Consider the following 12,676-nt stretch of genomic DNA (forward strand, 5'->3'; position numbering starts at 1 on the left):
AAACTTTATAAAAGTTATTATTAAGAAGATTTAAGTGAGCATTATTTTAAAATCCATAACGCTCACGTTCAGAGTTTATAGAAAAGTTACAATGCAGGCGAAAGAGCTGGGCTTCAGGTCACTCGAACATTATGTGAGTAAACAATTTCTGCTTTTTCAACCCTAGAACGTGTAATGAGGTATTCGTTAGTAGCATTTTCTCATTGTTGTAAGGATAAAACTATCGATATAAATTGATACTAATAATCAATTTTTTTGTTAATAGTAGCCTCCTAGGCTTAATATTTCTCAATAAGAATTATAGGTCAAATAAAGGAAGCTGAATCATCTCATTTGTCTTTTCTTGTCTTAATTTAACTCCTATACCCAATAATCTTACAGGCATATATTTTCTGGAAAACCCTTCCTGGGTAAGCTGTTGTAAAATAATTAAGTCAATCTTATCGTGCACGCATTCCACCGTAGTTTTCTGAAAATCATTAAATTTCAATTTAACAAACAAACTATGAATTCCAGAAATTTTTCCTACCCGCTTTATTCGTACTTCCAGGCGTGCCATAAGTTCTGGCAAAGCAGCCAAGCACGCATCACCATCAGGCAAGTCCTTGAGATAAGTTTCCTCCACACTGATGGATTTTCTAATCCGCTCAGGATTAACAAGACGATAATCTATTCCTCGTGCTAACTCATAGAGTCTCTGCCCCATAATGCCGAATTCTTTGCATAAAGCTTCAATTGAATAGTGCTGTAGCTCACCACATGTTTTAATATTCAGTACATTTAATTTTTCCTCCATCCTAGGCCCTACACCAAATAATTTACGCACTGGTAAATGAAGCATAAATGCAGCAACTTCTTCTGGTCTAATCACCATTTGACCATTAGGTTTATACCAATCACTGGCGATTTTTGCCAAACTTTTGTTTGGAGCAATGCCGGCACTTGCAGTAAGTCCTCGTGTGCGATAAATTCGTTCGCGCAATTCTTGCGCTATCCAAGTCGCACTTCCCTTACATTGTGTGGAATGAGTGACGTCAAGATAAGCTTCATCCAATGATAAAGGCTCAATAAGATCCGTATATTCTGCAAATAAAGCGCGAATATAGTGACTTTCTTTTTGATAAACCTCCATACGTACTGGTCGTAAGATGAGCTGCCGACATAATTTAAGTGCCTGTGCTGTTGGCATTGCAGAGCGTACGCCGAATTGGCGGGCTATATAGTTACAAGTAGCAATAACCCCGCGACGATTGGCATCCCCTCCTACTGCAATAGGCTTATTTGCTAACTCAGGAAAATCTCGCATTTCAATCGCGGCATAAAAACAGTCCATATCAATATGAATAATTTTTCTTATTGGGTTTATAAGTTCCATAGTATATCTTTGGGTTTATTCACTTGAGGCATGACGTTGAAGGACTCGGAACCAAACAAGCGTTCGCTGCTTGCATAAAAACTATTGCAGTTCATTAAGGAAAACATGTTAGGGTAACTCATGAAGAACTAAAGTAACCACACCCCAAATCACCATGTCACTGTCTTCCGTAATATTAATGGGTTTAAATTGAGGATTAGCAGGAAGTAACTGTACCTTGTCTTCCTTTTTAGACAGACGTTTTACCGTTAATTCACCATGAATTGCTGCAATCACAATACGGCCATCTAAAGGTTCTATGCTTCTATCGACTAAAAGCCAATCACCTGAAAAAATACCTGCCTCCACCATAGAGTTCCCCACCGCTTGCACCACAAATGTGGAGGAAGGATGCTTGATAAACTTAGTATTTAAATCCAGATACCCTTCAATGTAATCATCGGCAGGTGATGGAAATCCAGCTTGTACTTTACTGGAAAATATGGGTAATTGATAATTGGATTGATCTTTTAATCGCGCAAAATCCGAAAGCTGAGATACCGGTACACGAATGATTTTGGTAGGCTCGCCTCTAGGGCGCCCGGCTCCTTCCCTTTTTCCACCTCTTGGAGACATGATAACCTCTTTTGATTTATGTTACACATATCATAGGCTCAGAAAAAGACACTGTAAACTATATCAAAAGTATATACGCTAAAATTAATTCTAGGTCTTCGAAAATATTAAGAAATTTTTTTATTAGGATTCAAGAGTACAGCACCAAAAAATCATTACAACCAGAACTAGAGTTACAAGTAAAAATCTTGGAAAAGCCAGATAATAGGATTCAACCATTTAAAAAAAGCAAAGTTTATTGTCTATGAGTTTGGCCGTATCAATAGTACCAACCTCAAAACAGTTATACTTCCGACTCTTTCATCTCATCAATCAATTGCATGAGCGAATAACATAATTGTTGTGTTCCTTCACCGCTGATTGCTGAAATGGCGAATACTTTATCTTTCCAATTGAGTCCTGTCACTATAGACTGCATTTTTTCCTCTCGACTTGTTGCGTCAGGTAACATATCCATTTTGTTCAACACCAACCACCGATTTTTTTTGAGTAGCTCGGGATTATATTGCGCCAATTCATTAATGATCGTTTGGGCCGAAGCAACAGGATCACTGCCATCTACAGGCGCTACATCAATCACATGTAAAAGGACACAAGTGCGAGAAAGATGTTTTAAAAAACGATGTCCAAGGCCTGCTCCAGTAGAAGCACCTTCGATTAAGCCTGGGATGTCAGCCATAACGAAACTCTTATGAGAAGAAACACTGACAACACCTAAGCTAGGATGCAAAGTAGTAAAAGGATAATCAGCAACTTTAGCTTTTGAACTTGAAACAGCACGAATTAAAGTTGATTTTCCTGCATTAGGCAATCCTAATAATCCGACATCCGCCAAAACTCGCAATTCTAGTCGTAAATTTCTTGATTCCCCTGAACTCCCTTGGGTTGTTTGGCGTGGTGAACGATTAACACTACTCTTAAAGCGCGTATTACCTAGACCATGAAAACCGCCTTGAGCAATCAATACTGGAACATTAGGATCTTTAATATCACCCAACAATTCATCAGTATCCATATCATAAATCAGGGTTCCAACTGGAACTTTAATAATTAAATCATCACCCTTTTTCCCCGTACAATTTCCGCCCATTCCTTGCTGACCATTACCTGCTTTATAGTGACGTGTATAGCGAAAATCAATGAGTGTATTTAAATCAGTGCGGGCTTCAAAGTAAACACTACCACCATCCCCTCCATCTCCTCCATCGGGACCACCACGAGGTATAAATTTTTCGCGTCTGAAGCTTAAGCAACCATTTCCTCCATGGCCTGCTTCTACTTTTATTACTGCTTCATCAACGAATTTCATGGCCTACCTCAAAATAAAAAACCCCGTTACCGGGGCTAAAAACGATACCGCATTAGGAAATAACAAAAAACCTAGCACAGCAAAACTGAAAATTTCTTGCTTTTAAACCTGAGAATAGTGCAGCAAAGCTACAATTCATCTATCCTACGTAACTCGTAATGCTCAGATTAATTTGCAGTTTCTTCTTTTTGTTCTGCAACAATAGTTACATACTTACGATTTTTGCTTCCTTTAACAACGAATTGCACTAAACCTTCAACCAAAGCAAACAAAGTATGATCACGACCGCAACCAACACCAGGGCCTGGATGAAAACGTGTGCCACGTTGTCTTACAATAATTTCACCTGCATTAACAAATTGACCACCAAAACGCTTCACGCCAAGATACTTGGGATTCGAATCGCGGCCGTTACGAGTACTACCACCTGCTTTCTTATGAGCCATTGCTATCCTCTCTTACTTACTTATCGCAATAATTTTAACTTGCGAATAATATTGTCTGTGCCCCATTTGTTTCTTGTGGTGCTTGCGACGACGGAACTTAATGATTTTAACTTTTTTGTGGCGACCATGATCCAGCACTTCCGCTTTCACTGTAGCCTTATCAACTAATGGAGATCCACAAACAATCTTATCACCATCAGCTAACATTAATACTTCTTTAAATTGTATTTCATTGCCAACATCTTCAGGCAGTAATTCAATTTTTAATACATCACCTTCCTTCACGGTGTATTGCTTACCGCCAGTTTTGATTACTGCATACATAATTTTTCTCCAACTCGCCTGCTTGGCTATCAAAAATTCAATAAAGTCGCATATTCTATGAAATTATGACTATGACTTCAAGTTCATTTTAAAATATTGTATACTTCGCCACCCTTTCCGGATTTTTATCCGGTGTTTAATCTGGTCGCGGATTAGATTTCAAAGGATTTATATCAATTTTAGGAGTATATAATGCCAAACATCCTTTTAGAAGCTCAAACAAGAACGGATATGGGGAAAGGTGCGAGCCGCCGCCTACGTCGTCTTGAAAATCAAGTACCTGCCGTAATCTATGGTGGCGATAAAAAACCCACTTCTATTCATTTTCAACACAACAAAGTAATCAAAGCGTTGGAAACTGAAAGTATTTACTCAAGTGTTTTCGATATCACCGTTGATGGTAAAGTAGAACATGTTATTTTAAAAGCATTACAACGCCATCCTTACAAACCTGTTGTTATGCATATGGATTTACAACGTGTTTCTAAAACTGATATCCTCGTTAAATTAGTACCTGTTCATTTTATTAATGAAGAAAAAGCTCCAGGCATTAAAGCAGGTGGTATCATCAACCACACCATGACTCAAGTAGAGGTCCGCTGCCAAGCAAAAGACTTACCTGAATTTATTAATGTAGATATGTCTGAAGTCAAAGTTGATGATGTAGTTCACTTATCTCACTTAAAATTACCTAAAGGAGTACAACTTACTGTTGATGTTACTGATGGAAGTCATGATGCACCGGTGGTAAGTATTCATATGCCTAAAGTAAGTGCGGCATCAGAAGAAGAAACGGCAGAAGTTTCAGCATCAGCTGTACCTACTGTTGACTCTACGAAAAGTGAAGAATAAAAAATTTATATTCTTATTGTTACGTAATACAATAAATAGAACCTGGGTGAACCTAGAGAAGCTTCTTGCTCACTCTGCTTCACCCAAGCAACATAAGTCCAAAATTACAATCATAGCAAAGAGCTTATAATTCATGGCCATTAAACTAATTATCGGTTTACGTAATCCAGGCTCAGCTTATGAGCATACTCGTCATAATGCAGGAGAATGGTTAGTTTCCGCATTAGCACAACGATATAGTGTTTTCTTTAAACTTGAAAAAAAGATGCAGGCTGAGCTGGTTGATTTAGAATTAAATCAACATCTGTGTAAATTGGTATTACCCTCCACTTTTATGAACCATAGTGGACAACCTACCCGGCTTATAAGTCAATTTTATCGCATTCAACCCAATGAGATATTAATCGTGCATGATGAGTTAGATTTACCTGCAGGACGCATTAAACTTAAAACAGGTGGAGGCCATGGAGGTCATAATGGCTTAAGAGATATAATTGCTCAATTAGGAAGCGCGGAGTTTCACCGTATGCGTATTGGGATTGGCCATCCTGGACATAAAGATTTAGTCCATCAATTTGTGCTCAGTAAACCCTCAGCACAAGAAAGACAATTAACTTATGACGCGATTGATAGGGGTATTGCTGTAATACCATCCATCTTTTCGGATGATTTAGCCAAAGCAATGAATCAATTAAACGCTTAAGGATTTGTGCCAGTTTTTGCACTCATCCTAAATATAACTTTTTTAGAGGTACTACATATGGGATTTAAATGTGGAATAGTGGGCTTGCCCAATGTTGGTAAATCAACTTTGTTCAACGCCCTAACTAAAGCGGGTATTGAAGCAGCAAATTATCCTTTTTGTACTATTGAACCCAATGTGGGAATTGTGACTGTTCCTGATCCACGTCTTGATGCCTTAAGTAAAATAGTCAACCCTCAACAAGTGCTCCCAGCAACCATGCAATTTGTTGATATTGCAGGTATTGTTAAAGGAGCCTCAAAAGGAGAAGGATTAGGCAATCAGTTTTTAGCAAATATTCGTGAAACAGATGCAATTGCCCATGTAGTACGTTGCTTTGAAAATACTGATGTAGTTCATGTAGAAGGTCATGTCCATCCACTAAGCGATATTGAAGTCATTAACACAGAGTTGGCTTTAGCAGACATGGATACTCTGGAAAAAGCTTTATTAAAAGCCGGAAAAAACAGTCGTAGTGGCAATAAAGAAGCGCTATTTGAAATGAAAACCTTAGAAAAAATCAAAGTGCATCTTGATGAGGGTTATCCCGTTCGTACCCTTGTACTCACTGCTGAAGAAGAACCCATTTCACGTCGACTTTTCTTACTCACAGCAAAGCCGGTGCTTTATATTGCAAACGTTGATGATAATGGGTATGAAAATAATCCATTACTGGAACAAGTTCGTGAGTTGGCGCTACAAGAAAAAGCAAGTATTGTTGCTCTATGCGCAGCAACTGAAGCAGAACTCGTAGAGTTAGATGAAGCTGATCGCCAAGAATTTATGGAGGATTTAGGTTTAAGTGAACCAGGTTTACATCGAGTTATCCGAGCAGGTTATGAACTATTAGGATTGCAAACTTATTTTACCGCTGGAGTTAAAGAAGTAAGAGCATGGACCATCTCTAAGGGAGCTACCGCCCCCCAAGCTGCAGGAGTAATCCATTCGGACTTTGAAAAAGGCTTCATTCGTGCCGAAGTTATAGCTTATGATGCATTTATCCAGTGTGGCGGCGAGCAAGGTGCTAAAGAAGCGGGTAAATTACGTTTAGAAGGTAAGGAATATATCGTTTGCGATGGTGATGTCATGCATTTTCGTTTTAATGTATAATTAAATCCAAGCCCAGTTTTACTTGACAATTCTTATGCTCAACCTTAGCATTTGTTGATTGAGTCGTAGAGGACAAACAATGGCGATTGACAGTATACGTGCGCTAATTAATGACGATTTTAATGCCGTTAATAATTTAATTATTAATAAAATTGAATCGCAAATTGGCCTAATTGATAAAATGTCCCACCATATGATTGAAAGTGGGGGAAAAAGATTACGCCCATTGTTAGTTCTTTTAACAAGCAATGCCTGTGGTTATCAAGGTCAAGAACATATTGACCTAGCTGCAATGGTAGAATTTTTTCATACAGCAACTTTATTGCATGATGATGTCATTGATGAATCGACGTTAAGAAGAGGACGCCAAACAGCAAATAATATCTGGGGAAGCAAAGCAAGTATTTTAGTTGGCGATTATCTTTTTACTCAATCCATTGAATTAATGGTTGATATAAATAATTCCGAGGTACTTAAGCTTTTCTCCAGAACAGCACTTGAAATCAGTTGTGGTGAAGTCAAACAATTAACGAACCGTCATAATCCTGCATTAACTTTTGAGGAATATTTTGATGTAATTCGTGCCAAAACAGCCTTATTATTTGCGGCGGCTGCATGCATAGGCCCAATAATTAGCAACTCCCCTAAGGAAATGCAAGATGCTCTTTATGCTTATGGTTTACATCTAGGGAATGCGTTCCAACTTATAGATGATGCATTGGATTATTGCTCTGATGCAAAAACAATTGGTAAAAATATAGGGGATGATCTTGCAGATGGAAAAGCAACCTTACCTTTAATTTATGCATTGCAACATGGAACGGAAGTACAAAAGCAACAAATTGAAGAAAGCCTAAAACACGGCACACTGGACTTTTTACCCGAAATTCTCGATGCATTGGAAGAAACTAAGGCTATAGAATACACTAAAGAAATTGCAGCCAAGGAAGTCAATGCCGCAATTTCCAGCTTAACACTATTGTCTGACTCAAAATATAAAAATGCGCTTATCGAGCTCGCGCAATTTGCATTACTCAGAAATTATTAGTTTCGATCATTAACTTAGAGAGTTTATCCGGCACAGAAGAATTTCGTCTTTCAACACGGAGTGTAGCTCAGTCTGGTAGAGCACTGCCTTCGGGAGGCAGGGGTCGCAAGTTCGATTCTTGTCACTCCGACCAATGAAATCAAGAGTCTCTGAAGAAACTTATACCGGGGATCTTGGAAAAAAATGAAAATACACAGAGGACAATAAAAAACCATATCCATTTCAGAATGTCTTGGGTTCAATGCAGTCTTTTTTTAATTGAATCTTTTTCCTTAATAAAGGGGCTTTGATAAAAGAGGTTATCCACAAAGTTGGGGATAACCCTTCGCGTCATGCCATATAAAGATCATCTTACTTCAAAATTAATCCAAATCGTTTATCGTATTCATGCTGTAATTCGGCATTTTCGTGACGAGACTTCATTAAAAGCTCTTCCTCTTGTTTACGGAGTTGTGCTGTATAAATTCCTTTCGGAATACCACTATATTTTTTCACTCCTGTTTCAGGCTTCGGTGGATTAATATTATTTGATTTTGTATATACCTTTTTTGCATCCTTGAAAAAACTTAGCAGTATTTTGGAAAGAATGGGTTGGAGGTCAAAATCCTTTTGAGTAATTCCCAAAAGAGAGTTGTTTTCGTGAGCCTCTTCGACAGGTAAGAATGAATCGTTTTCCATTAACCTTGTTGGAAAATAGGGACGACTCTTCTTTAGTACAGATAGCCGATTTAATCCATTGCTCTCTTTAGACAAAGATCTCTTTGGAATAGCATTTTCAATATACCCATTAAATTGATCATATTTGAAAATAGATTCTTCTGTTTCACACAGTAATAGCAACAAACGAGACCAGGTTCTTTCACGCTCAGACTTTGGAAGTTGTTTTTTAATTTGAAGTAATAGCTCCTCTGAACTAAAGCTGGTTTGATTGATTAAAATAACCCGTCTACCACCTTGATCATGTGCATAATTAAGTATACGCATGAGTTGAGCCATGGAGGTTAGATCAATTTCCTTTCCAGAAAAAAAAGAATCATACTCCCTCATTTCAAGAGCTATCGTTTTGCAAGTAGTTTTTTCAAATTTTGAGGGATTTGCCGTGAGATAAGGTTCTATATATTGGGAGTGACCTTTACCAGAAAATGAGTACACGCCACCGGCTTTATGCACATGGATCCAGCGCTTTTGAATAGGACGTAATTTATCGTAAGCAATACAATTTATAGAACTTGTATTACATAATGATCGGCGAATAGGAGCTAATTCCTTGTCCTCGTCAAAAGCTGGAATTAGTTCAACACATCCTATCTTATTTTCGTTGATTTTCCAGATTGAATCACTCACTACAGCACCTATGGATTGGCCATCACGTTTTGAACGTAGACTTTCACCTGCTAAATCCGCTTTATGATGCCAATTTAAGTATTGTGTCGAATCGTAAGGACTAAAAGGAGGATAATAATATTGTCCATCCAATTTATATCCATAACAATTCTTAAAGCAAATAGACTCATTAGACGTAATAAATAATCCTTTTCCTGGATGACTCACATACCAGGAATATATTTTTTCAAGCAATAAATTACCGCTAAAACCTGCCAAATTATCGTCATCCAGAAATACTGCATCAGGATTAGTGGCTAATAAGCTATCGATTTCTAGGCCACAATCATCAAGATCAGAGAGGCTTTTGGCTTTATCCGCCCACCCGTTAACCATTACCTCTGAAATCCAGGCAACTTTTTTCCCTCTGGCTGTTAAATCTTTTGCAGCACATACTGCCGCTGCTGTTTTACCAACACCTGCTTTTCCACTTAATATAACAAATTTAGATTCGCCCGCTAATACGCTTTGACAAAATTGCTTGCTCATTGCCATGAGCTCTTTCTGTTGGGGTGTGTCTTGTTTAAATTGAGAAAAGTCCATTGAGGTTTTATTTTCGAATGGAATCACATCAAGTAATTCAATTGGCATAAGAGAGTAGTCAATAGGTTGGGGTGAATAATCAATGGAATTAGAGGGTATGGTATTTTCCATGCGCTGTAACCAAGTTGCAAATTTATGCAAATCAAAGGTAAGCTCAAGCGCAGGATTTTGTTTCACATGAGAAAATTCACCTTCCGTGAACGTTTTATCACGTAATTTTTCAGCCTCATTAATTAATTGGCCATAAGTTTGTAAAAACCTGGGATTAAATTCTTCTGGGGTTGCCGCATACAAGGATAAACGCTCTATATCATAAGGTTTCCTGTCTTCATTAAATGCATCACGTAGTAAATTTAATACAGAAGCTTCTGTAATTCCTTGAGTGCTCTCTAAATGAGGGTCAAATATATAATATTGCTCGCCAATGACGATGCAATTTTCACCGCCATAATTTCCTCCAGGATGTTTTAATAGGTATAAAGGCGTGTTTGTAAGATGTTTCACCTTTACAGAGGGAACATCTGTTATCTTGTCTGATAAAAATGAATAAAGTGGATTTCCAGAGTAAGGTTTGTCGCTATTCTCAATGCTATTGTAGACATTCTGAGTTATAAAAAATGGGGCACGTCCAAAACATTGATTAAATCTCTCATTACCTAACATATAACGAATACCAAACCACAAGCTTAATTGAGTAAACATACCACAATCGATGACTGTCGGTCCTTTGACTAATTCGTCTAACGCTTGAGCTGGCTGCTGTCCCTTATAAATAAGTGTGATAAAACCATCCTGCAATGTGGAATCCCATCCTGATGGGGCTAGAGTTGTTATTTGTGACGCCTTAATAGGTTCATGGTTAAGATGTTGGGCATTCCATAATTTTACTAAATCATTATTATAATGAAGGCCAGAATAAATATTTCCATACAATGTTTTTCTATTGTGTTCCTTATCAAGAGGATTAGAGTTTGCCAACTCAATAAATTTTTTCACGCCTTCCATAAATATTTTAGAATCAACTGACTTGGGTTCAGCGAAGTTTGATAAAAATGTTTCTAGCTGAGGTGAAGAGGATGTCATTTGTAGCTCTCGAAAATATTTGATTGCTGGATGAATTTTTTTCGAAAGAGATGTATTTAATTTTGATTGAGGAGTAAAAAATAAATTGATTTTTTTCATAAAAGGATGTTTTTTAATTTAAAATGGAAAAATAAAATACATAAGTGCTGTTTTTAAGCACAAATGAAGCTGCGAGGAATTCATTAGACACCCTGCAAAACGAGACAAATATTACTCCAATAGTTCAATTAATGTAACTATCAAAACATAACAGGCGCGTGCAATAGGAAAACATGGATGAGGAATATGCGGCAAAACTTGGGCCTTGAGTTTCCTACGTTCATCATGATGCATAAAACGGCAAACATCACAATAATCAAACATAATTGCATCTCCAAATCGCTTCCCTAGCTAAGAATAATTTGAGAAATTTTTAATTAATAACAGTTCATCGTATTCGAGTTCTTTAGCTCATGCAAGGAACAATCTTGAACAAGGCTTTCTCCTTTTATAGCCAAATCATAGTTATACTTTAAATTATATTTTTTATAAATAGCATGAATAAATGCTTCATAATTATCACGGTCATTAACATCATCAAACATATAATTAGGATGACTAGAATGCTCTAGTTCTAAAAGATAAACATCATTCTTACCTTTATCTGCTAAAGTTTGAGCAATATTTCTTGTGTTTTTGCAGGTTACCACTGTATCTTTTTTTGATGTTATAAAAACAATTGGAACCCCTTCAGGAAATTCTTCAACACTTTTTAGTGGTGAGGGTCCTTGAGGATCGTACTGCATCAAGTTATATTTCTTAAAAAAAGAAAAACCTGAAGTTATCGCACTTGTAATTCTTTTTGAAAGAAAATCTACTGGGATTATATTTGTAACTCTGCTGGGTATGACATTTTGTACAGAATCAATAGCCCCTTCTAAGACCACTAATTTTACTTCTGGATATTTTTCTTTTGCAAAAGCGCAAAATGTTGCCGCGGTACCACGAGAAACACCCCATAAAATAAGTCCCGTTGTTTTATCTTTACTAACTAGCCAGGAATCATATTTCTTTCGATGAGATTGTATATCAGTTTCTTGGCCAATACTCACCTGCGAAAGAATTGGAGCATGAAATGCCACTGATTCTGTTTTTGGCATACTCGATGCAAAGTGAAACCCATAATACCAATTTGATCCCCAGGTTATAGCCGAACCTATTATTTTAATAGGATTAAAATAGGATAAATACGAATCAAAAGGCTTTAAATTTACATCGGCAATCTCTACACCTATATGCAATTTATAAATTACATTAAGAGGCGAAAGGTTATTACGCCCAGTACACCACATTGTTTCGCCAGTTGTTGCAGTAATTTCTTGATTTCCCACATACTTAAGTGCTTGAGTTTGAGAAGAGCCATTACCTTGAAAAAATAGAGTATCGCATAACTCTCCTGACTCTATCTCTCTTAATTTTTTTATTCTTTTTTCTTCCATAGATATTATAAATCAATCGATTATCTTAAAAAAATGATACCAAAAAACCGGCAAAATTAAAGATAGATAAATAAAAACTCTGTATTATTTTAGATTAAGGAAAGCTTCTTCGTTAAATACTTTTTGATGTAATCTTAACACTTGCGATATCCATGCCAGTCTCCAGATTATGATCCTCATGTTTGCCTCCATGGTCTTTCATTTTGCAAATGCTCAATAATAAAATCAAAAAAATTGCTATTCTTTCCTTGTTTTGAGATCTTTTTTAAATCGCGCTTAAACTAAGTTGCTAATTCTAATTCAAGCATTATCTATAGAATCCCATAAATCTTTCATAGTTTAAATCGCTCGTCATTACTAGACTCTAA

12 protein-coding genes and 1 tRNA gene are annotated in these 12,676 nt (G+C 37.0%); 5 read left to right on the forward strand and 8 right to left on the reverse strand.

Annotation, left to right across the window (positions count from 1 at the left end; all coding sequences use genetic code 11):
* Positions 1 to 298: 298 nt before the first annotated feature.
* From dinB to rplU, 5 genes are all read right to left on the reverse strand, one after another.
* A complete protein-coding gene (gene dinB, locus Lsan_RS18245) occupies positions 299 to 1,366 on the reverse strand; it encodes a DNA polymerase IV (protein ID WP_133134203.1) in 1,068 nt (355 codons plus the stop codon).
* A gap of 117 nt (positions 1,367 to 1,483) precedes the next feature.
* A complete protein-coding gene (locus tag Lsan_RS18250; RefSeq protein ID WP_058515546.1) occupies positions 1,484 to 1,990 on the reverse strand; it encodes a LexA family protein in 507 nt (168 codons plus the stop codon).
* A gap of 283 nt (positions 1,991 to 2,273) precedes the next feature.
* Complete coding sequence (gene cgtA, locus Lsan_RS18255; RefSeq protein WP_058515547.1) at positions 2,274 to 3,299, reverse strand: Obg family GTPase CgtA; 1,026 nt, start codon at positions 3,297 to 3,299, stop codon at positions 2,274 to 2,276.
* A gap of 167 nt (positions 3,300 to 3,466) precedes the next feature.
* Entirely contained in the window at positions 3,467 to 3,745 is a 279-nt protein-coding gene (gene rpmA, locus Lsan_RS18260; RefSeq protein WP_058463805.1) for a 50S ribosomal protein L27, read from the reverse strand.
* A gap of 12 nt (positions 3,746 to 3,757) precedes the next feature.
* Positions 3,758 to 4,069, reverse strand: a complete 312-nt coding sequence (rplU, locus tag Lsan_RS18265; protein WP_058515548.1) for a 50S ribosomal protein L21 — start codon at positions 4,067 to 4,069, stop codon at positions 3,758 to 3,760.
* 192 nt (positions 4,070 to 4,261) lie between these two features.
* Between rplU and Lsan_RS18270 the strand changes: the two genes are divergently transcribed.
* From Lsan_RS18270 to Lsan_RS18290, 5 genes are all read left to right on the forward strand, one after another.
* Positions 4,262 to 4,921, forward strand: coding sequence for a 50S ribosomal protein L25/general stress protein Ctc (locus Lsan_RS18270; protein WP_058515549.1), 660 nt, complete (start codon positions 4,262 to 4,264; stop codon positions 4,919 to 4,921).
* A 133-nt stretch (positions 4,922 to 5,054) separates the two neighbouring features.
* On the forward strand, positions 5,055 to 5,624 hold the full coding sequence (gene pth / locus Lsan_RS18275; protein WP_058515550.1) for an aminoacyl-tRNA hydrolase: 570 nt from the start codon (positions 5,055 to 5,057) through the stop codon (positions 5,622 to 5,624).
* A 57-nt stretch (positions 5,625 to 5,681) separates the two neighbouring features.
* Entirely contained in the window at positions 5,682 to 6,773 is a 1,092-nt protein-coding gene (gene ychF, locus Lsan_RS18280) for a redox-regulated ATPase YchF (protein ID WP_058515551.1), read from the forward strand.
* Positions 6,774 to 6,852: 79 nt separating this feature from the next.
* Positions 6,853 to 7,821, forward strand: coding sequence for a polyprenyl synthetase family protein (locus Lsan_RS18285; protein ID WP_058515552.1), 969 nt, complete (start codon positions 6,853 to 6,855; stop codon positions 7,819 to 7,821).
* Between the two features lie 56 nt (positions 7,822 to 7,877).
* Positions 7,878 to 7,954, forward strand: a tRNA-Pro gene (locus Lsan_RS18290).
* Positions 7,955 to 8,172: 218 nt separating this feature from the next.
* On the opposite strand, the gene Lsan_RS18295 is transcribed toward Lsan_RS18290, so the two are convergent.
* The 3 genes from Lsan_RS18295 to Lsan_RS18300 form a co-directional block, all read right to left on the reverse strand.
* A complete protein-coding gene (locus Lsan_RS18295; RefSeq protein ID WP_058515553.1) occupies positions 8,173 to 10,929 on the reverse strand; it encodes a hypothetical protein in 2,757 nt (918 codons plus the stop codon).
* A 111-nt stretch (positions 10,930 to 11,040) separates the two neighbouring features.
* Positions 11,041 to 11,193, reverse strand: a complete 153-nt coding sequence (locus tag Lsan_RS22250; RefSeq protein ID WP_157068324.1) for a hypothetical protein — start codon at positions 11,191 to 11,193, stop codon at positions 11,041 to 11,043.
* 53 nt (positions 11,194 to 11,246) lie between these two features.
* Entirely contained in the window at positions 11,247 to 12,308 is a 1,062-nt protein-coding gene (locus Lsan_RS18300; RefSeq protein ID WP_058515554.1) for an alpha/beta hydrolase, read from the reverse strand.
* Between the last annotated feature and the right edge of the window lie 368 nt (positions 12,309 to 12,676).

It is taken from the genome of Legionella santicrucis (assembly GCF_001468135.1).
Classification (GTDB): domain Bacteria; phylum Pseudomonadota; class Gammaproteobacteria; order Legionellales; family Legionellaceae; genus Legionella; species Legionella santicrucis.